We start from the raw sequence: 18872 nt of genomic DNA, 5'->3' as shown, positions 1-18872 counted from the left end.
CCGGGCCTGCGGGTCAGGCAGACAGGGCTGGTGTGAATTCGCTGAGGGCCTGCTGCGTGCGGGTCATGTCGGTCATCAGCTGGGTGGCCAGCTCGCGGCGCAACGACACATCCTCTTCCCGGGCCAGGCGTTCAATCTGCGCCGAGGTGCGCACCAGTGCCCGAAAGCCCAGCAGCATCGCCGTTCCCTTGAGCTTGTGGGCGTCGTAGGCGATCTGGTCGGCATCCCCGGCGGCCAGTGAAGCCAGTAGCACCTGCACGCTGCCCTGGGGCGGCTCGAACAGCGTGTTCAGCAACTCGTCCATGGTGTCGGGCGGCATCATCGACACGATCTCGGTGTACGACTCGGTGTCGATCAGTCCCGCCGCGCTGGCGTTGAGCGCCTGCACCTCGGGCGCTGCCACTTCGGGGGCGGGCGCCTGGTCGTCTCCCACCAGCACGGTGGCGGCATCGAGCAGGCCGCAGCGCTCCAGCGCGCGCTGCAGGTCCTGTGCCTGCAGGGGTTTGCTGGCGAATTCGTTGACACCGACCTCCAGCGCCCGTCTGCGCGTGTCGTTCACCACGTCGGCCGTGACCAGCACCACCTTGATGTTTTTGCTGGGGCCGTTGAGCGCCCGGATGGCCTCGGTGGTGGCCAGGCCATCGAGCACCGGCATGTGGTAGTCGAGCAGCACCACATCAAACCGCTGGCGCTCCAGCAGCTGCAGGGCCTCCTGTCCGTTTTCGCAGAACACCGCCTCGTGGCCCATGCGGTCGAGCAGGATGTGCATGTACTTGAGGTTGATGGGGTGGTCTTCGGCCACCAGCACGCGCAGCTGGCGTGATGGGCCGGCGCTCTCCCCCGACGGCACCGGCAGCGCCGGCGCCTCGGTCTCGGGCAGGATCATGTGCACGGTGAACAGCGATCCCTGACCCGGCTCGCTGTCGACTTCGATGTTGCCGCCCATCATGTGGGCGAGGTTGCGCGAGATCTCCAGCCCCAGTCCGCTGCCGCCGATGCGCCGGCGCACCGAGTTGTCGGCCTGGTAGAAGCGGGTGAACAGCTGGGCCACGGTGGCCGCGTCCATGCCCATGCCGGTGTCCTGCACCGTGAGGCACACGCCATCGGGCGTGCCCTTGAGCCGCGACAGTCGCGCCGTGATGCTGCCCTGGTGGGTGAACTTCACCGCGTTGCCCAGCAGGTTGAACAGGATCTGGCGAACGCGCGTGGGATCGGCCATCACCCACTCGGGCAGGTCGGGTGCCGTGTGGACGTCCAGCGTCAGGCCCTTCTCGCGTGCGCCGGCACGCATCAGACCTTCGACCTCTTGTACCAGCGAACGCAGGCGCGCCGGCTCGGGCGCCAGGCGCAGCGTGCCGGACTCCATCGTGGACACGTCCAGGATGTCGTTGAGCACGCCGAGCAGGTGCTGCGCCGAGTCGCGCGCGGTCTGCACGTAGTCGCGTTGCTGGCCGGAGAGCTGCGTTTCATCGAGCAGGTTGAGCATGCCCATCACGCCCTGGAACGGCGTGCGGATCTCGTGGCTCATGTTGGCGAGGAACACGCTCTTGCCGTGGTTGGCGGCTTCGGCCTCTTCCTTGGCCACGGCCAGCTCGCGCGAAATGGCTTGCAGTCTTTCGTATTGCACGACCTGGCGGCGCAGGTGGCGCACCAGCACCACCACAAACAGCAGCAGCACAGCCGCCTGCACGGCGGCCAGTGCGATGACCACACGTCCCTGGTCGCGCAGCTGCGTGTTGCGTTCGTCCACAAACCGCGCCGTGGCCCGGTTGGCCTCGCGCGTGAGTTCGCCCAGCAGCGGACCCAGCTGCTCGATGGACTGGATCAGCGCCTGGCGCGTGGCCCTTTGAGCCAGCTGCCCTTGCGGGTCGGCAAACACCGGATCGGCCTGGGTCACGAAAGCGTTCACCAGGCGGATGGCGTCCAGGTAGGCGGGAGTGGTGTTGAGCAGGTCGCTGCGCGGCATGTCGGTGACGAGTGCGATGCGGCTCACAAACACCTCGTAGCGTTCCACCAGGAAGTCGGGCGCGACGGTGCTGTCGGGGTCGAGCGAACCGTGCACCGCGTAGGCCAGGTGGCTGAGTTCGCGTTCGAGCTGGTACGCCTGCCACATGATCGAGTCGATCTGGTTGATCGCCACGTCCTGCATCAGGTTGAACTGTTTCCACTGGATGTAGCTCAGCGGCGTCAGCGTCACCAGCAAGGCAGCGCCGATGGCGAGCACCCACTGCCCCACCCGCCAGCCCCCAAAACCGGTCGGCTGTGAGTTCATTGCAAGTCCAGTGCCTTGAGTTGCCAGATCGAACGCTCGTAGTAGACCGAGCTGCGCAGTTCGGCGGAGTTGTCAAACGGGTAGACCACGAACAGCGGACCTTTGCTGCGCACGGGAATGGGTTGGTCGTCGATCAGACGCGCCATGAGCACGCCATGTCTGGCGATGTCGTCCACCGGGATGCTGATCTTGTAATCGTTGATCGCCACCGCACTCAGCGTGGTGCCGCTGGCCTTGACGGCCGCCAGCACGTCCGAGAGCAGCGGGCCGGTGAACTTCACCGGCTTGTCGTACCACGGCGTGCGGGTGGTGAAGCTGTGCTGCGGCAGCGCTTCGATCATGGCCATGTCGAACACGGCCAGATCGCCCTTGTTCTTCACGGCGATCTTGCCGCTCACGCTGAGGATGGTGCGGCCCTTGGGCGCTTCCAGGGTCTGGGCGAACACGGTGGATGTCGCTGCGGCGCAGGCCAGCAGCAGGGTGAACAGGCGGCGGGAGGTCATGGTGAAACGCCTTGAAAACGTTGAATGCGGAAGTGGGTTCAGATGCGGTGGCGCACGCCGGCCGGTGCGCTGGCCAGGCGGTTGAGCACGGCCGCGGCGATTTGCGACAGCGGCAGGATTTCGTGCGCAGCGCCGTGCTGGATGGCCATGCGCGGCATGCCGAAGACCACGCAGCTCGCTTCGTCCTGCACGTAGTTGTAGCTGCCGGCGTCTTTCATCTCTCGCATGGCCTGTGCGCCGTCGGCGCCCATGCCGGTGAGCATGATGCCCAGCGCATTGGGGCCGAGCACGCGCGCCGCCGACTTGAACAGCACCTCCACCGAAGGGCGGTGGCGGTTCACCGGCTCGGTGTCTTCCACCACGGCCACGTAGTTGGAGCCGCTGCGGTCGATGCGCAGGTGGTGGCCACCCGGTGCGATGTAGGCATGGCCCGGCAAGATGCGCTGGCCGTGCTGCGCTTCCTGCACGCGGATGCGGCACAAGGTGTTGAGCCGGTTGGCAAAGCTGGTGGTGAAGCCCGGCGGCATGTGCTGGGTGATCACGATGGCAGGCGCGTCGGCCGGCATGGGCACGAGCACTTCGCGGATGGCTTCGGTGCCGCCGGTGGAGGCGCCGATGCAGATGATTTTTTCGGTCGACACGCGAGGCAGCGCGGCGCGCGGTTGTTCCGCCGCACCGCCGCCAGCCGGCGCCGCACCGGCGCCCGGTGTGGGCGGCAGGCGTTTGACGTGGGCACTCGCTGCCACGCGGATCTTGTCCACGATGTCGCCGGCGAGTTCCTGCAGACCGCTGCTCACGCCGATGCGCGGCTTGGCCACAAAGTCGACCGCACCCAGTTCCAGCGCGCGCATGGTGGCCTCGGCCCCTTGCTCGGTGAGGGTGGAGACCATCACCACCGGCATGGGCCGCAGGCGCATCAGGCGCGAGAGGAACTCCAGGCCGTCCATGCGCGGCATTTCCACGTCCAGCGTGATCACGTCGGGGTTGGTTTCGCGGATCATCTCGCGCGCCACCAGCGGGTCGGCGGCGGCGCCCACGCAGGTCATGTCGGCCTGGCGGTTGATGATTTCGGTGAGCAGGCTGCGCACCAGCGCGGAATCGTCCACCACGACCACTTTGATTTTTGCCATGGTCCTCTCCTTGTCTTCTTGTTGATGCGTTGGCTCGGGGCTCAGAACAGATCCACCGAACCACCGGCGATCGCCTTGGACACCACCGCAGCGCTGCTCTTGCGCTCTTGCGTTTCCAGCGTTTCGGGGTGCGAATGGGCCAGCCGCTTGACCATGGCCTTGCCGGTGGCCGGGAAGTAGCAGACCTTGCGCGGGTGGATGTCGAGCACGTCTTTCGAGATCACCGCGATGCGTTCGGTCTGCAGGTAGTCGAGCACGAACTGCGTGTTGCGTTCGCCCACGTTCATGGTGGTGAAGGTGTGCATCACCTGCCCACCGCCGAACACCTTGGCCTGCATGGTCTCGCGCCGGGCGCCGAGTTTCATCATCTCGTTGATCAGCAGTTCCATGGCGAACGAGCCGTAGCGTCCGCCCGCGTCCATGCCGCCATCGGGCAGCATGAAGTGGTTCATGCCCCCCACGCGCACGCGCGGGTCGTAGATGCAGGCGGCGATGCAGGAGCCCAGCACGGTCATCACCATCATGTCGTCGGCGGTCACAAAGTACTCGCCGGGCAAGACCTTCACCGCGTCCTGGTGAAAGTGGTGGTCGTGGTAGAAAAAGCTCGCCTCGCCTGCCTTGCGCTTGCTGGCCTTGAGCTGGTCGAGCTTGGAGATGGGGGCTGCGATCATGCCGTTGCCTTACAGGCGTTCGTAGACGGTCTTGCCGCGCAATGCAAACAGGTTGCGGGCGTCGCTGAAGTTCTCGGCGTGACCCACGAACAGCATGCCGCCGGGCTTCATCACGCGGTGGATGCGCTCGAGCACGGCGCGCTGCGTGCCGGCGTCGAAATAGATCATCACGTTGCGGCAGAACACCACGTCGAACGGTTCACGAAACGGCAGGTCGTGGATCAGGTTGACGGTCTGGAAGCTCATGTTTTTCTGCAGCTCGGGCTTCACGCGCATGAAGCCTTCGTTGCTGCCCTTGCCGCGCATGAAGAAGCGCTGCATGCGTTCGGGGCTCAGGCCCTTGGTGCCGTCGGCCTTGTAGACGCCGCGTTGGGCGGTGGCCAGGACCTTGGTGTCGATGTCGCTGTTGACGATCTCGAACGAACCGCTGGTGCCCAGGCCTTCGTGGGCCGTCATCGCGATGGAGTAGGGCTCTTCGCCGGTGGAGGCGGCCGAGCACCAGATGCGCCAGTTCTGGGAACGTTTGGCGGCGAACATCTGCGCCAGGATCTCGAAGTGGTGCGACTCGCGGAAGAACGCCGTGAGGTTGGTGGTCAGCGCGTTGATGAACTCCTGCCACTCGGCGCCGTCGTGGTGTTCGAGCCAGTCCAGGTAGGTCTTGAAGCTGTCGTGACCGGTCTCGCGCAGACGGCGCGACACCCGGCTGTAGACCATAGCGTGCTTGCCGTCGTGCAGGCTGATGCCGGCCTTCTTGTAGATCAGTGCCTTGATGCGCGAAAAGTCGGCGTCGGACCAGACAAATTCGCGACCTTCGGCCAGTGGACCGTCTTCGGACGCGGGTGTCCTCGGAGGAGGAACCGACCGCGCGACGCGTTGGGGGGAAGGGGTCTGGTGCAGCATCGGGATTCCTGGCCGGTTGGGGGCGGGGGCGCGCTGGGCGCCGGGAAGAGACGGTGGTGTTCAGTGCCTGGAGCGGCGCACCAGGCTGGAGGTGTCGAGGATCAGCGCGACCTTGCCGTCGCCCAGGATGGTGGCACCCGACACGTTGGGCACCCGCCGGTAGTTCGACTCCAGGTTCTTGATCACCACCTGTTGCTGGCCGAGCAGTTCGTCGACCATGAGCGCCACACGCTGGCCGTCGGCTTCCACCACGACCATGATCGGGCTCGCGCCGCTGTGCTCGAAGCGCGGCACCTGGAACACGCGCTCCAGCTCGATCACCGGCATGTACTCGTCGCGCACTTTCACCACCTGCGCGCCTTGCGCCAGGGTGTTGATGTCGGTGGGCTTGATCTGGAAGGATTCGATCACGCTGGACAGCGGCAGGATGTAGACCTCGTCGCTCACGCGCACCGACATGCCGTCCATGATGGCCAGGGTCAGTGGCAGGCGCACCGAGACGCGCATGCCGTAGCCCTCGGCCGAATCGATCTCCACGGTGCCGTTGAGCGCGGTGATGTTCTTCTTGACCACGTCCATGCCCACGCCGCGGCCGGAGACGTCGGTGACCTGGTCGGCGGTGGAAAAGCCCGGTGCAAAGATCAGGCTCCAGACCTCGGTGTCGGTCATCGAGTCGGGTGCGTCGATGCCTTTTTCGCGCGCCTTGGTCAGGAGCTTCTCGCGCGAGAGGCCCTTGCCGTCGTCGCGCACCTCGATCAGGATCGAGCCGCCTTCGTGCGTGGCCGAGAGCGTGATCGTGCCGTGCTCGGACTTGCCCCTGGCGCGGCGGTCTTCGGGCATCTCGATACCGTGGTCGCAGCTGTTGCGGATCAGGTGGGTCAGGGGATCGGTGATTTTTTCCACCAGGCCCTTGTCGAGCTCGGTGGACTCGCCCTGCGTGACCAGCTCGACCTTCTTGCCGAGCTTGCTGGCGAGGTCGCGCAGCATGCGCGGGAAGCGGTTGAACACCACCGACATCGGGATCATGCGGATCGACATCACCGCTTCCTGCAGGTCGCGGGTGTTGCGGTCCAGGTCGGCGAGACCGGCCAGCAGCGGCTGGTTGGCACCGTCGTCGAGCTCGCGGCTCTTCTGGGCCAGCATGGCCTGGGTGATCACGAGTTCACCCACCAGGTTGATCAGCTGGTCGACCTTGCTGACCGACACGCGCAGCGTGCTCGATTCCATGGCGGCGGGTGCGGCTGCGCGGGCGTCTGCCTTGGGCGCGGCGGCGGCTTTGGTGGTGTGCTCGGGCGCCGAGACCACGGCCTGGGCGGCAACGGCGTGGGCGGGCACGCCGGGTGCGCCGTCAAAGAAGCCGAAGTCCTGGCCGGATGCCATGGCAGGCGTGGGTGTTGGTTCGTCGGCGGAGGCGGCCAGATCGACGATGCGGATCTCTTCCTTGCTCACATGGAAGGTGAAGAGGTCCATCAGGTCGGCGTCGGACGAGGTGGTCGTGGCGCGGTAGACGCGCTTGTTGGCCTGGTCGCAGGGCAGGGGCTCGATGGTGCCCAGGCCGGGGATATCGCGGAAGAGTTCGGCCACACCGTCGGCCTGCGCCACGTTGTCCAGCGGGCCGATGTGGATTTCGAGTTCGCGGCTGGCCTTGGCCACCGGCTTGTTGATCACGCGGGCCGGGGCGGCTGCCTCCACCACCGGGGCTGCCACCACGGGTGCAGGGGCGGCTTGCGCCACGGGGGCTGCGGTTTCTTGACCGTTGGCCAATGCGTAGATGCGGGCCACCAGGTCGCCGGTGGCGGGGGTGTCATTGCCACGGCCCTGGTGGTGGGCGAGCTGCAGGCGCAGCGCGTCGCTCGATTCGAGCAACACGTCCACCATGGCGGCGGTGGGTTGGAGTTCGTGGCGGCGCAGCTTGTCCAGCAGCGACTCCATCTGGTGCGTGAGTTCGGCCACGTCGGCAAAGCCGAAGGTGGCGGCGCCGCCCTTGATCGAGTGGGCGCAGCGGAAGATCGCGTTGAGCTCTTCGTCGTCGGCCTTTTCCACGTCCAGCGCGAGCAGCATCTGCTCCATCTGGTCGAGGTTTTCGCCGGCCTCTTCAAAGAAGATTTGATAGAACTGGCTCAGGTCAATGTCGTTGGCCAGGCTCTGGCCTTCGTTCATCATGTCACCCATGTGGGGTCTCCTTGGCTGCTGTTGAGCGGCGCGCGTTGGTGTGTGTTCAGCGAATGACTTTTTGGATCACTTCGATCAACCGGGCGGGATCGAAGGGCTTGACCAGCCAGCCGGTGGCGCCCGCGCTGCGGCCCGCCTGTTTCATCTGGTCGCTGGACTCGGTGGTCAGGATCAGGATGGGTGTGGTCTTGAATTTGGGGTGCTCGCGCAGCTTGCGTGTCAGGCTCAGCCCGTCCATGTTGGGCATGTTCTGGTCGGTCAGCACCAGGTCGATGCTGTGGCTCTGGGCTTTTTCGAAAGCGTCCTGACCGTCCACCGCTTCCACCACGTGGTAGCCCGCGCCGGTGAGGGTGAACGACACCATTTTTCGCATGGAAGCCGAGTCGTCGACGGCAAGAATGGATCGCATGGCTTACTCCGTGTTTCAGTCAAATATCGGCAGATACCGGGGGGTCTTGAATGGGGAAGGCGGGTGGTCAGAACAGGTCGATGGAACCGGCGTCCATCTCGCTCTGCGTGACCGGGCTGGGGCGCTCGGGCATGGGGTCCAGACCCAGCGGTATCTCCCCTTCTTCGGGCTCCATGGCTTCTTCGGCCAGGCGCCAGGCGCAGCTTTGCAGCACCTTGCCGGTGTGCACGATCAGTTGGGTCGCCATGTCGTGGAACTGGAGTTCGGTCACGGCCTGGTGCAGGCTGGTGCGGATCGGGCCCAGTTCGTCCTGTTGGCTCTCGGGCAGCGCGCCCAGAGCGGCGTTCACCGTGCCAAAGCGCTCCATCAGGTTGGCGGTGGCGTGGTCCAGCAGGCCTTCCAGGCGCTGCAGGTCGGTCACGGCCATGAGCAGCGAATCCTGGAGGTTGGCCACCAGGTTCACGGGCAGGGAGACGCACGGCGGGGCATGCTGCATCGTCAGGTGGTCCATGTGGCGGCTCGTGTAGGGCATGTCGGATGGGGTGGGCAGTACAATTTTCGAGGTCTGTAAGAAGCTGTATCGGCAGATAACGAGCCAAATTCAGGACCATTTCCCGGGTTGTCTTGTTGCGTCTGCCGGTCATCGGCCAGCGCTGCCCGCCCCTCCACCTTCCCAACATTCCCCACAGGCATGTCCGAGAACCTCGACAAACCCCCGGTTCACATCCTGCATCTGGAAGATTCGCGGGTGGACCACGCGCTGGTGAAGTTCGCCCTGCAGCGCAGCAAGCTGCCCAGCGAGGTGGTGCTGGTGGACACCATGGACGATTTCAAGCGCGAGCTGCTCACCGGGCGCTTCGACGTCGTGCTGGCCGACTACCACCTGCCCGGCTTCACCGGCATGGACGCCTGGGACGTGGTGCGTGAACTGCAGATCGAGATTCCCTTCGTCATCCTGTCGGGCGCCATCGGCGAGACCGCGGCGGTGGACGCGATGCACCGCGGTGTGAGCGACTACTTGCTCAAGGACAGCATGCACCGCCTCTCGCACGTGATCGAGCGGGCGATCGAGATCTCCGAGACGCGGCGCGAGCGCGCGCGGGCCGCCGCCGAGCTGGCCGAATCGCGCCAGCGCCTGGCCGAGCTGGCCGAGCACCTGCAGACCAGCATCGAGCAGGAGCGCGCCAACATCGCGCGCGAGATCCACGACGACATCGGCGGCGCGCTGGCGGCCGTCAAGCTCGATCTGGCCTGGGTGGGCCGGCGCGAGACCGACGCCGAGGTGCTCAAGCACGTGACCACCGCCATGGAAATGCTGCAGCACGCCCTGGGCGCGAGCCAGCGGATCATGATGAACCTGCGCCCGCCCATCCTGGACCAGGGCCTGGTGGCCGCCGTGCAGTGGCTGGCCGGGGGCTTCGAGCGCCGCAGCGGCATGCGGGTCACCATCCGCCGGTCGTCCGACCAGATCAACGTGCCGCTGGACGTGCAACTGGTGGCCTACCGCACGGCGCAAGAAGCGCTGACCAACATCGCCAAACACACCAAGGCCACCGCGGTCGACATCGACCTGAGCGATGGCGAGGGCGTGCTCACCCTGGAAGTCACCGACAACGGCCAGGGCATGAGCCCGGATGCGCTGCGCAAGGCCGAGTCCTTCGGGCTGCTGGGCTTGCGCGAGCGCGCCGCCAAGGTGGACGGCTGGCTCGACGTGAGCACCTCACCACGGGGCACCTCGGTCATCTTGTCTGTGCCCCTGACATCACCCAAGAACCCGGACAACGCGGCCAACGCCGCAGAGGAAGCCCATGATCAAGGTGATTTTGTGTGACGACCACGCGGTGGTGAGACGCGGGATCCGCGACACCATCTCGGAGGCCACCGACATCCAGGTGGTGGGCGAAGCCGGCAGCTACCCCGAACTGCGCGAGGCCATGCGCAAGACCGAGTGCGATGTGCTCGTGCTCGACCTCAACATGCCCGGACGCGGCGGGCTGGAGGTGCTGGCGGCCCTGAAAGAAGAAGGCTCCACGGTGAAGGCGCTGGTGGTCTCCATGTACCCGGAAGACCAGTACGCCATCCGCTGCCTGCGCGCCGGTGCGCGCGGTTACCTCAACAAGGCCGGCGAGCCCGCCGAGCTGGTGGCCGCCATCCGCACCGTCATGCAGGGCCGCAAGTACGTGACCGCCGAGGTGGCGCAGATGCTGGTGGACAACCTGCACGCGCCCGAGAGCGAAGAGCTGCACGCCAGCCTCTCCGAGCGCGAGCTGCAGACGCTGCAGAAGATCGCGTCGGGCAAAAAGTTGTCGGACATTGCCGAAGAACTCATGCTCAGCCCCAAGACGGTCAGCGTCTACCGCGCCCGCGTGCTGGAGAAGCTGCACCTGGCCAACAACGCAGAACTCACGGTGTACGCGATTCGCAACGGCATCGTGTGAGGCTCGCGCGCCGTTTCTGCCGTCGCTGTCAGGTCTGGAGACCGCCTTTCCGATCCCGGCCCGGCGTCACCAACCCGCCCAGGCGGCCCGGGGGCTGTGCTTTTCCTTGGGCGTTTCGCTTCTGGCAGGGGTGTCGGAAAAGTTGACAGTTGGCCCGGCGATTTGCCAACATTCGGGCCCCTGAATTCGTAACTGGTTGCTACATAGGCGAATTGAGCCGCTGGCACGCATCCTGCGCTGTTGATTTCAAAGCGGTGCCATTTGATTTCCAGAGCGGCATCCCACTGAATTTCAAGGCTCATCAAATGAATTTCCTTTTCAAAGCATCGTCCGCAGCGGCACTGTCGGCCGTGGCGTTGTCGGTCGCCGCGTTGTCGGTTCCTGCCGTCCAGATCCAGGCATTGAAACTCCTCGAAAAACTCGATATCGGTCAATCGCCTGTGACGAATATCACGGTGAAATACAAAAGTATTCCCGCAGCACCCGCCAATGAGTCCATTGAGATCGGTTTCAGTGAAACCGATTTGTTGAAAGCCCTTTCTCCCGCTGCGGACAATTCGGAAAACGCATTCGGCAACGGCAACGGCAACGGCAACGGCAACAGTGCCGGAACGTCGGGCGGCACCCCGCTCGGCAGCCAGTTCGCTGCCGCAGGCGGTCCAGGCTTCGCTTCGGGTGGTGGCGCGTTGGGCGGCAGCGGGCGTACTGGCGGCTCCCCGCGGTCGGGAAGCCCAGACACTGCCGGCCCCAGCGCAGGCCCGACCGGCGGTCCTGCGTCCACGCAGCAGCCAGCCGACGCCCCCGCCCAGCCGTCCTTCATTGCCGATGAAGATGAAGGCTCGGATCCTTCGGTGACCGTTACGGAGGTGGTGAAGGACCTCGGGAAGCTCCCGCCCGAGCCCGGCCAGAATTTGAGCCAAGACCCGGTCATCAATGCCCTGGTTCCAACGCAGGTGCAGGCCGCAGAAGTCTCCGCCGTTCCAGAACCCGGCACCCTCGCTTCGTTGGGTGTCGCGCTGCTGGGTCTCGGCGCACTGCGCCGGCAGCGCGCCAACCGCTGAGCGTTCCCTTCAGCAGACAAAGGCGGCTTTCAGGCCGCCTTTTTTTCGCGTGAGCGGCCTGCGGAATAATGGCCCATGACCGCTGCCACCTCCATCTGGAGCCCACTCCGCCAACCCGCCTTTCGGGGCTTGTGGATCTGCGGCGGCATCTTCTTCATCGGCGCCGGCATGCAGACCATGGCGGCCGCCTGGTTGATGGTGGAGCTCACCGGTTCGTCGTTTCTGGCGGCGCTGGTGCAAACGGCGGTGTTCCTGCCCATGTTCCTGCTGGCCTTGCCCGCGGGGGTGCTGGCCGACACCACCGACCGGCGCCGCCTGATCTCGGGCGCGCTGCTGGCCCAGGTGGCTGCGTGCACGCTGCTCGCCGCGCTGGTGCTGGCCGGCTGGGGCGGGCCGGGTTCGGTGTTGTTTCTCGTGTTCGTATGCGGTTGCTGCACGGCGGTGCTCACGCCGGCCTGGAATTCGTCGGTGGTGGACCCCGTGCCGCGCGAGGAGTGGCCGCAGGCCATCACCGCCATCGGCATCGCCTACAACGCGGCGCGCGCCATCGGCCCCACGCTGGCCGGCCTGCTGTTCGCGCGGCTGGGGGCGGGCTGGGTGTTTGTGGTCACGGTGTTCACCACCCTGGTCATGTGGGAGTCCATCCGGCGCTGGCCGCCGCGTGCGCACCCGCCGTCGAGCCTGCCGCCCGAGCGCCTGTGGGGCGGCACGCTGAGCGGCCTGCGCTTTGCCTGGCACTCCCGCATCATCCTGGCGCAACTGGTGCGGGTCATGGCCTTCAGCGCGGCCGGTTCGGCCTTGTGGGCGCTGCTGCCGGTGATCGCGCAGCGCCAGCTGGGCACGGGCGCTGAAGGTTTCGGTCTGCTCATGGGCTGCCTGGGCACCGGCGCGGTGGCCTCGGGCCTGGTCATCGGGCGGCTGCGCGCGCGCTTTGCGCTCGACGCCATCGTGTCGCTCAGCTGCGCGGTGTTTGCCGTGGTCATGCTGCTCGCGGCGTGGGTGCGCGTGCCCGGGGTGGTTTACATCGCCATGGCCTTTGGCGGTGCCGCCTGGATGGCCACGATGTCCACCTTCAACACCGCCACCCAGGCCAGCGCGCCACCCTGGGTGCGCTCGCGCGCCGTGGCGCTGCACATCGTCTCTGCGCTGGGGGCGTTCGCCATCGGTTCGGCCTTCTGGGGCGCGGTGTCCGACATCGCCGGCCTCACCGCCGCGCTGGTGGCCGCCGGTGTGTTGATGGCGGCGGGCCTGCTGCTGGTGCGCCCGTTTCCGCTGCGCATGGGCGCCCTGCACGAGGTGACGCAGGGCACGCCGTGGGACGAACTCTTTGTGGTGGACGAACCCAACCCGGCCGCCGGCCCGGTGGCGGTGGAGGTGGGCTACCGCATCCGGCCCGGCGTGGACCAGGCGTTTCTGGACACCATCGCCCGCATGAAAGCGCCACGCCGGCGCGACGGCGCGAGCTTCTGGCGCGTCTACCGCGACCTGGGCGAACCCTCGCGCTACGTGGAGCGCTTCATCGTCGCCTCGTGGGCCGACTACCTGCACCAACGCGCCCGCGCCACCGTGGCCGACCGCGCGCTCGAAACCGAGATCCGGGCGTTTCTCGCGGAGGGCGAGAGCGCAACCATGTCGCACTACATCGCGGAGCGTTGAACCCATGACTCACAGACACTTCCTGGCCTGGCTGCTGCTCGCGCTGGCGCTCTCCCTGTCCGCCTGCGGCAAGGTCGATCCGCAGGCCCAGCTGGAAGCCGCTGTGCAGCAGCTGCAGGACAACCTGGAGGCCAAGGACACCAGCGCGGTGATCGACCAGCTCGATGCCGGCTTCCAGGCGCAGGAGGGCCTGGACCGGGAGTGGGCGCGTCAGACCATGACGCTCATGTTCCTGCGCTACGCCAGCGTCAAGGTGATCGCGGTCACGCGCAAGAGCAGCATCGACCCCACCGCGCCGCAAAACGGCCTCACGCAGGCACAGGTGCTGGTCACCGGTGCGCAGGGTTTGATCCCGGAGCGGGCAGAGCCCTACAGCGTGAAGCTGGAATGGCGGTACGTGTCGGACGACTGGAAACTCACACGCCTGTCCTGGGATTGACACCGGCATGACGCCCGAACTGGGGTTGCTGGTGGTGGGGGCTGCCGTGGCCGGCTTCGTGCAGGGCTTGTCGGGCTTTGCCTTCAGCATGGTGGCCATGTCGTTCTGGGTCTGGGGCATCGACCCGCGCGTGGCCGCGGTGCTGGCGGTGTTTGGATCGCTCACCGGGCAGCTCGTCGCGGTGTTCACCACCCGGCGCGGTTTTCGCTGGCCGGCGCTGTGGCCGTTTCTGGCCGGGGGTGCGGTGGGCGTGCCCATCGGCGTGGCGGTGCTGCCGCACCTCAACGCCGATCTGTTCAAGCTGATCCTGGGCAGCGTGCTGGTGGTGTGGTGCCCGGCCATGCTGCTGACGACCAAGCTGCCGCGCATCACCCTCGGAGGGCGCCTGGCCGACGGCGTGGTCGGCGCAGCCGGTGGCTTCATGGGCGGCATCGGCGGCTTCACCGGCGTGGTGCCCACGCTGTGGTGCACGCTGCGCGGCATGGAGAAAGACCGGCAGCGCGCCATCGTGCAGAACTTCAACCTCGCGGCCCTCTCGTTCACCATGCTCGGCTATGTGGCCACGGGCGCGGTCACGCGCGACATCTGGCCGCTGCTGCCGGTGGTGGCGGTGGCGCTGCTGGTGCCCGTGTTGCTCGGTGCGAAGCTTTACGTCGGCTTGAGCGAGGCGGCGTTCCGCCGGCTGGTGCTGTCGCTGCTGGCGCTCTCGGGCGTGGCCATGCTGGTGGCGGCGGTGCCGCGCCTGCTGGGCTAACCGCCGGTGAAGATCTCGGTGGCCAGTTTCATGAGCGAGAGCACCGGTGCGTCCAGCATGGGCAGGGTGAAGGCGATGCCCACGAGACCGGCCGAGAGCGTGAGCGGGAAGCCGATGGCAAAGGCGTTCATCTGCGGCGCGATGCGCGAGACGAAGCCCAGCACGATGTTGACGAACATCAGCATGCCGATCATGGGCAGCGCGATCCACAGGCCATAGCGGAACACCACGGCGCCGAGTTCGTGCAGCTGCATGCGGTTGATCGAATCGAGCGCACCGCCACCCACCGGGAAGGTATTGAAGCTGGCAATGACCGCTTGCAGGAGCATGAGGTGGCCGCCCATCACCACGAACAGCAGCATGGTGGTGTTGCCGAAGAAACGGCCCACCGTGCTGGACTGTGCGTTGGTTGAGGGATCGAAGAAGCCTGCGAAGTTCAGGCCCATCTGCAGGCCGATGATTTCGCCGGCCAGCTCCACCGAGGCGAACACAATGCGCACCGCCAGACCGATCGCGATGCCCACCACCACCTGCTGCATCACCACCGAGAACGCCTGCGGGTCGTTGAGCGCGACCATGGGCTGCTCGGACAAGCCGGCCTGGGCACACACCGCGACCAGAAAGGCCAGCGCCACCCGGGTGCGCAGCGGCACCGAGCGCGACGAGAAGATGGGTGCGCTGGAAAAAACCGCCAGGATGCGCAGGAAAGGCCAGAACACCGGCGAGACCAGCGCCATCACCTGCGCTTCGGTGAACGTGGGCATGATCAGCCTGCCCGGAGCGAAATGTCCAACCCAGTGGCACCGAGGAACCGCCCTTCGACAGGCTCAGGACGGGCCTCTGGTGCCGCCCCCTGGAGGGGGTCGCGCGCAGCGCGGCGGGGGTGTTCCATCTAGATCGCGTAGTTGGGAATCGACAAGATCGTGCTGCGGATGAACTCGACCATGGTGGTCATCATCCACGGCCCGGCGATGGCGAACACCGCGATGGCCGCGATCAGCTTGGGCACAAAGGCCAGCGTGGCCTCGTTGATCTGCGTGATGGCCTGGAACAGGCTCACCACCAGGCCCACCACCAGCACCGTGGCCAGCACGGGGGCAGAGACCATGAGCAGCATGAAGAGCGCGTTCTGCGCCATCGTGAGAGCGGCTTGGGGATCCATGTTTTACCTACTGTGCAAAGCTGGCGGCCAATGAGCCGATCAACAGGTTCCAGCCGTCGGCCAGCACGAACAGCATGAGCTTGAACGGCAACGCCACCAGCACCGGCGACAGCATCATCATGCCCAGCGACATGAGCACGCTGGCGACCACCATGTCGATCACGAGGAAGGGGATGAAGATCATGAAGCCGATCTGGAACGCGGTCTTGAGTTCGCTGGTGACAAAGGCGGGCACCAGCACGCGAAATGGCGCGTTCTCGGCGGTCACTTCATTGGGCAGCTTGGCCAGCTTGGCAAACAGTTCAAAGTCGGACTGGCGCGTCTGCTTGAGCATGAAGGCGCGCATGGGCGCCTGGCCACGTTCCAGCGCCTGGTCGAACGTGATGGCGTTGCGCGAGTAGGGCTCGTAGGCGTCGGCGTACACCTTGTCCAGCGTGGGACCCATGACGAACAGGGTGAGAAAGAGCGAGAGGCCCACGATCACCTGGTTGGGCGGGGCCGACTGGGTGCCCAGCGCCTGGCGCAGCAGCGAAAGCACGATCACGATGCGGGTGAAGCCCGTCATGAGCAGCAGCACGGCCGGCAGGAACGAGAGCGCGGTGAAGAACAGCAGGGTCTGGATCGGCACCGAGTAACTGGTGCTGCCGCTGCCTTGTCCGATCATCAGCGGCAGCGACGGGCCGGTGGTGGCCGCGGCCGCCGACGGCACGGCGGGAACGGGCAGGGCCTGGGCCCAGACGCCCACGGCGCACAGTGCGAGCGCGCCGAAGACGAGACCGCCGCGCATCAGGTTAACGGGGCGCATTCGGGGCCTTCATGAGTTGTGAGAGGCGCGCGGCAAAACCGGAGGCCGGGGCAGAAGGATCGCCAGGCACGGCGGGCAGCTCGGCCGGCAAGGGCATCTGGTGCAGCGCGGTCACGCTGCCCGCGGCCACGCCCAGCACCAGGCAGATGCGCTCGGCACCGTCGCCCACCTGCACCGTGACCACGCGTTGCTGCGGCCCCAGCGACAGGCTGGAGAGCACGTGCAGCGCCGGACCGCTGTGGCCGGCGATGCCCGGCAGGCGGCGGCGCGCCCACTTCAGGGCGAAGGCCAGGCCCACCATCAGGGCGAGCAACAGCAGCGCGGGCATCGCGTTTTGCAACATGGGTCAGGTCCTGCTGACGCGTTTCATGCGTTCGGAGGGTGTCACGATGTCGGTCAGGCGAATGCCGAACTTGTCGTTCACCACCACCACCTCGCCCTGGGCGATCAGGTAGCCGTTGACCAGCACGTCCATGGGTTCGCCGGCCAGCGCATCGAGCTCGACGATGGAGCCTTGTGCGAGCTGCAGGATGTACTTGATCGGCACGCGGGTGCGGCCGAGTTCCACCGAGAGCTGCACCGGGATGTCCAGCACCATCTGGATGTCGTGCATCGGGTTGCCGCTGCTGTTGCCGGTGCCCGCCGGGACCTGCGTGGCGGTGGCATCGAACACGTGCGGCCCGTCGGTGGTGCCGCTGGTGCTCGACTGTTCTTCCAGGGCCTGCGCCCAGTCGTCGGCGATGGATTCTTGTGAGGGGGTGTCAGTGGACATGGTTTTCTCCGAGCCAGTTCGTGTCGATGCCGCGCAGGTTGCGCTCCACGCGCAGTGCGTATTTGCCTTTGTGGGTGCCGTATTGGCCTTCGAAGATCGGCACCCCGTCCACGTGCGCCTGGATGGTGGGGTTGCGATCGAGTTCGATGAAATCGCCGATCTGCATGGCCAGCAGCTGCTCCACCGTGGCATCGGTCTGCGCCAGCTCGGCCACCATGGTCACCTCGGCGGCCTGGATCTCGTGGCTGAGCAGCTTGACCCAGCGGCGGTCCACCTCGATGGCGTCGCCCTGCACGCTGGAATACAGCACGTCGCGGATCGGCTCCAGCGTGGCGTAGGGAATGCAGATGTGCAGCGATCCGGTGATGTCGCCGATCTCCAGCGTGAAGCTGGTGGAGACCACGATCTCGCTGGGGGTGGCGATGGTGGCGAACTGGGGCTGCATCTCCGAACGCTGGTACGACAGCTCGATCGGGTACACGCCGCGCCAGGCCTTTTTGTATTCCTCGGACACCACGTCCACCAGGCGGTTTATCACGCGCTGTTCGGTGGGCGAGAAGTCGCGGCCCTCGATGCGGGTGTGGAATTTGCCGTTGCCGCCAAACAGGCTGTCGATCACGCCGAACAGCAGCGTGGGCTCGCACACCACCAGACCGTTGCCGCGCAGGGGGCGGATGGCCATGATGTTGAAGTTGGTCGGCACCACCAGTTCGCGCAGGAAGGCGCTGTATTTCTGCACCTGCACCGCGCCCACCGAGATCTCGGGGCTGCGGCGGATGAAGTTGAACAAGCCCAAGCGCAGGTTGCGCGAGAAGCGCTCGTTGACGATCTCCATGGTGGGCATGCGCCCACGCACGATGCGCTCCTGGCTCTGCAGGTTGTAGTCGCGCACCGCACCGGTGGGCGCCTCTTCCTTGGCGAGCTTCTGGCTCTCGCCCGTGACGCCTTCGAGCAGGGCGTCGATCTCTTCCTGGGACAGAAATGCGTCAGCCATGGTGGTGTGCCTGGATCACTGAACGATGAGGCTGGAGAACAGCACGGCCTGCACCGGGTTGGGCGGCGTCTTGGACTTTTTCTTCTTCTTCGGCGCTTCGTCCGCGTGTTCGGCGTCGGCGCTGTCGGCGATTTCGTAGTCCATTTCCTTGGAGATCGCCGTGATGATGTCCTTGGCGAGTTTTTCCTTGCCCTGCACCTGCAGCATCTCGTCGGCGGTGCGCTGCGAGATCAGCAGCAGGATGTCGCTTCGGATGCTGGGCATGTAGGTCTTCACATCGGTTTCGGTCTTGGCGTCCTGCAGCTGCAGGGTGAGACCGAGCTGGATGAAGCGGGTGCCACCGGGGTCGGCCAGGTTGACCACCATGTTCTCCAGCGGCATGAACACCGGGGCGGTCTTGGGATCCTTGGCCACGTGGGCTGCCGGTTCCTCGTCGGCGAACTCGTCGTCGGCGGCCGCGGCGTTTTTCTTCATGATGAAGAGCGCGGCGCCCGCACCGATCAGGGCCAGCACCACCACACCGATGATGATGAACAGCAGCTTCTTGCTCTTCTTCTTGGGAGCGTCGGACGCGGTGGCGGTGGCAGCGGCAGCAGACATGGTCATCCTTCAAAAGGCCCCCGCGGGGAGGAGGGCATCACACGGGGAGAACGTGTGGGGTTTGAAGAATTATTGGGCGGGGGGCCCGGTGCCGGTCATGAGATAAGCGCCTGAAAAGGCGCTTATTAAGCGTT

At 66.1% G+C, this 18872-nt stretch carries 21 protein-coding genes; 6 read left to right on the top strand and 15 right to left on the bottom strand.

Annotated features, from left to right (window positions below; all coding sequences use genetic code 11):
- Positions 1–13: 13 nt before the first annotated feature.
- The 8 genes from Q1W68_RS16205 to Q1W68_RS16170 all read right to left on the bottom strand — a co-directional run bounded on the left by Q1W68_RS16205 (position 14) and on the right by Q1W68_RS16170 (position 8589).
- Positions 14–2272 (bottom strand): ATP-binding protein, encoded by a 2259-nt coding sequence (locus tag Q1W68_RS16205; RefSeq protein ID WP_300658826.1) that lies wholly within the window; start codon positions 2270–2272, stop codon positions 14–16.
- The gene (locus tag Q1W68_RS16200; protein WP_300658828.1) at positions 2269–2775 is read right to left on the bottom strand and encodes a hypothetical protein; all 507 of its coding nucleotides are present in this window, start codon (positions 2773–2775) and stop codon (positions 2269–2271) included. Before Q1W68_RS16200 ends, Q1W68_RS16205 begins: the two co-directional genes overlap by 4 nt.
- Before the next feature lie 38 nt (positions 2776–2813).
- Positions 2814–3905 carry a chemotaxis response regulator protein-glutamate methylesterase gene (locus Q1W68_RS16195; RefSeq protein WP_300717096.1) on the bottom strand — a complete coding sequence of 364 codons (1092 nt, stop codon included), beginning with the start codon at positions 3903–3905 and terminating at the stop codon, positions 2814–2816.
- A gap of 41 nt (positions 3906–3946) precedes the next feature.
- Positions 3947–4576: a chemoreceptor glutamine deamidase CheD gene (gene cheD, locus Q1W68_RS16190; RefSeq protein WP_300717095.1), complete on the bottom strand. Its 630-nt coding sequence runs from the start codon at positions 4574–4576 to the stop codon at positions 3947–3949.
- Between the two features lie 9 nt (positions 4577–4585).
- A complete protein-coding gene (locus tag Q1W68_RS16185) occupies positions 4586–5476 on the bottom strand; it encodes a CheR family methyltransferase (protein WP_300717094.1) in 891 nt (296 codons plus the stop codon).
- Between the two features lie 60 nt (positions 5477–5536).
- Positions 5537–7648 (bottom strand): chemotaxis protein CheW, encoded by a 2112-nt coding sequence (locus Q1W68_RS16180; RefSeq protein ID WP_300658833.1) that lies wholly within the window; start codon positions 7646–7648, stop codon positions 5537–5539.
- A gap of 46 nt (positions 7649–7694) precedes the next feature.
- Positions 7695–8057, bottom strand: a complete 363-nt coding sequence (locus tag Q1W68_RS16175) for a response regulator (protein WP_300717093.1) — start codon at positions 8055–8057, stop codon at positions 7695–7697.
- Positions 8058–8124: 67 nt separating this feature from the next.
- Positions 8125–8589, bottom strand: coding sequence for a hypothetical protein (locus Q1W68_RS16170; protein WP_300717092.1), 465 nt, complete (start codon positions 8587–8589; stop codon positions 8125–8127).
- A gap of 159 nt (positions 8590–8748) precedes the next feature.
- Between Q1W68_RS16170 and Q1W68_RS16165 the strand changes: the two genes are divergently transcribed.
- The 6 genes from Q1W68_RS16165 (at position 8749) to Q1W68_RS16140 (ending at position 14405) form a co-directional block, all read left to right on the top strand.
- Entirely contained in the window at positions 8749–9888 is a 1140-nt protein-coding gene (locus Q1W68_RS16165) for an ATP-binding protein (RefSeq protein WP_300717091.1), read from the top strand.
- Positions 9866–10495: a response regulator transcription factor gene (locus Q1W68_RS16160; RefSeq protein WP_300717090.1), complete on the top strand. Its 630-nt coding sequence runs from the start codon at positions 9866–9868 to the stop codon at positions 10493–10495. The genes Q1W68_RS16165 and Q1W68_RS16160 overlap by 23 nt, the downstream gene beginning before the upstream one ends.
- Before the next feature lie 212 nt (positions 10496–10707).
- The gene (locus Q1W68_RS16155; RefSeq protein WP_300652527.1) at positions 10708–11556 is read left to right on the top strand and encodes a PEP-CTERM sorting domain-containing protein; all 849 of its coding nucleotides are present in this window, start codon (positions 10708–10710) and stop codon (positions 11554–11556) included.
- 75 nt (positions 11557–11631) lie between these two features.
- On the top strand, positions 11632–13212 hold the full coding sequence (locus Q1W68_RS16150; protein WP_300717089.1) for an MFS transporter: 1581 nt from the start codon (positions 11632–11634) through the stop codon (positions 13210–13212).
- A 4-nt stretch (positions 13213–13216) separates the two neighbouring features.
- Positions 13217–13651 (top strand): hypothetical protein, encoded by a 435-nt coding sequence (locus tag Q1W68_RS16145; RefSeq protein ID WP_300652533.1) that lies wholly within the window; start codon positions 13217–13219, stop codon positions 13649–13651.
- Between the two features lie 7 nt (positions 13652–13658).
- Positions 13659–14405: a sulfite exporter TauE/SafE family protein gene (locus tag Q1W68_RS16140; protein ID WP_300717088.1), complete on the top strand. Its 747-nt coding sequence runs from the start codon at positions 13659–13661 to the stop codon at positions 14403–14405.
- Here Q1W68_RS16140 and fliR read toward each other — a convergent pair.
- From fliR to Q1W68_RS16105, 7 genes are all read right to left on the bottom strand, one after another.
- A complete protein-coding gene (gene fliR, locus Q1W68_RS16135) occupies positions 14402–15169 on the bottom strand; it encodes a flagellar biosynthetic protein FliR (protein WP_300658837.1) in 768 nt (255 codons plus the stop codon). The genes Q1W68_RS16140 and fliR overlap by 4 nt on opposite strands.
- A gap of 128 nt (positions 15170–15297) precedes the next feature.
- Positions 15298–15567, bottom strand: coding sequence for a flagellar biosynthesis protein FliQ (fliQ, locus tag Q1W68_RS16130; protein ID WP_300652548.1), 270 nt, complete (start codon positions 15565–15567; stop codon positions 15298–15300).
- Positions 15568–15574: 7 nt separating this feature from the next.
- Complete coding sequence (gene fliP / locus Q1W68_RS16125; RefSeq protein ID WP_300717087.1) at positions 15575–16372, bottom strand: flagellar type III secretion system pore protein FliP; 798 nt, start codon at positions 16370–16372, stop codon at positions 15575–15577.
- Positions 16359–16715 carry a flagellar biosynthetic protein FliO gene (locus tag Q1W68_RS16120; RefSeq protein WP_300652552.1) on the bottom strand — a complete coding sequence of 119 codons (357 nt, stop codon included), beginning with the start codon at positions 16713–16715 and terminating at the stop codon, positions 16359–16361. Before Q1W68_RS16120 ends, fliP begins: the two co-directional genes overlap by 14 nt.
- Positions 16716–16718: 3 nt before the next feature.
- Entirely contained in the window at positions 16719–17144 is a 426-nt protein-coding gene (gene fliN, locus Q1W68_RS16115) for a flagellar motor switch protein FliN (protein WP_300652553.1), read from the bottom strand.
- Positions 17134–18138: a flagellar motor switch protein FliM gene (gene fliM / locus Q1W68_RS16110; protein ID WP_300658841.1), complete on the bottom strand. Its 1005-nt coding sequence runs from the start codon at positions 18136–18138 to the stop codon at positions 17134–17136. Before fliM ends, fliN begins: the two co-directional genes overlap by 11 nt.
- A gap of 15 nt (positions 18139–18153) precedes the next feature.
- On the bottom strand, positions 18154–18738 hold the full coding sequence (locus tag Q1W68_RS16105; RefSeq protein ID WP_300653628.1) for a flagellar basal body-associated FliL family protein: 585 nt from the start codon (positions 18736–18738) through the stop codon (positions 18154–18156).
- Positions 18739–18872 lie beyond the last annotated feature (134 nt).

Source organism: Hydrogenophaga sp. (genome assembly GCF_030158645.1).
Classification (GTDB): Bacteria; Pseudomonadota; Gammaproteobacteria; order Burkholderiales; family Burkholderiaceae_C; genus Hydrogenophaga.
The sequence above is the reverse complement of the archived record's forward strand: the minus strand, read 5'-3'. Positions and strand labels throughout refer to the sequence as shown.

Coding starts and splice junctions, on each gene's coding strand:
- Q1W68_RS16140 (WP_300717088.1), top strand. CDS start 13,659: ATGACGCCCGAACTGGGGTTGCTGGTGGTGGGGGCTGCCGTGGCCGGC.
- Q1W68_RS16200 (WP_300658828.1), bottom strand. CDS start 2,775: ATGACCTCCCGCCGCCTGTTCACCCTGCTGCTGGCCTGCGCCGCAGCG.
- Q1W68_RS16195 (WP_300717096.1), bottom strand. CDS start 3,905: ATGGCAAAAATCAAAGTGGTCGTGGTGGACGATTCCGCGCTGGTGCGC.
- Q1W68_RS16120 (WP_300652552.1), bottom strand. CDS start 16,715: ATGTTGCAAAACGCGATGCCCGCGCTGCTGTTGCTCGCCCTGATGGTG.
- Q1W68_RS16145 (WP_300652533.1), top strand. CDS start 13,217: ATGACTCACAGACACTTCCTGGCCTGGCTGCTGCTCGCGCTGGCGCTC.
- cheD (WP_300717095.1), bottom strand. CDS start 4,576: ATGATCGCAGCCCCCATCTCCAAGCTCGACCAGCTCAAGGCCAGCAAG.
- Q1W68_RS16165 (WP_300717091.1), top strand. CDS start 8,749: ATGTCCGAGAACCTCGACAAACCCCCGGTTCACATCCTGCATCTGGAA.
- fliN (WP_300652553.1), bottom strand. CDS start 17,144: ATGTCCACTGACACCCCCTCACAAGAATCCATCGCCGACGACTGGGCG.
- fliP (WP_300717087.1), bottom strand. CDS start 16,372: ATGCGCCCCGTTAACCTGATGCGCGGCGGTCTCGTCTTCGGCGCGCTC.
- fliQ (WP_300652548.1), bottom strand. CDS start 15,567: ATGGATCCCCAAGCCGCTCTCACGATGGCGCAGAACGCGCTCTTCATG.
- Q1W68_RS16105 (WP_300653628.1), bottom strand. CDS start 18,738: ATGTCTGCTGCCGCTGCCACCGCCACCGCGTCCGACGCTCCCAAGAAG.
- Q1W68_RS16150 (WP_300717089.1), top strand. CDS start 11,632: ATGACCGCTGCCACCTCCATCTGGAGCCCACTCCGCCAACCCGCCTTT.
- Q1W68_RS16180 (WP_300658833.1), bottom strand. CDS start 7,648: ATGGGTGACATGATGAACGAAGGCCAGAGCCTGGCCAACGACATTGAC.
- Q1W68_RS16185 (WP_300717094.1), bottom strand. CDS start 5,476: ATGCTGCACCAGACCCCTTCCCCCCAACGCGTCGCGCGGTCGGTTCCT.
- Q1W68_RS16170 (WP_300717092.1), bottom strand. CDS start 8,589: ATGCCCTACACGAGCCGCCACATGGACCACCTGACGATGCAGCATGCC.
- fliR (WP_300658837.1), bottom strand. CDS start 15,169: ATGCCCACGTTCACCGAAGCGCAGGTGATGGCGCTGGTCTCGCCGGTG.
- Q1W68_RS16160 (WP_300717090.1), top strand. CDS start 9,866: ATGATCAAGGTGATTTTGTGTGACGACCACGCGGTGGTGAGACGCGGG.
- fliM (WP_300658841.1), bottom strand. CDS start 18,138: ATGGCTGACGCATTTCTGTCCCAGGAAGAGATCGACGCCCTGCTCGAA.
- Q1W68_RS16205 (WP_300658826.1), bottom strand. CDS start 2,272: ATGAACTCACAGCCGACCGGTTTTGGGGGCTGGCGGGTGGGGCAGTGG.
- Q1W68_RS16175 (WP_300717093.1), bottom strand. CDS start 8,057: ATGCGATCCATTCTTGCCGTCGACGACTCGGCTTCCATGCGAAAAATG.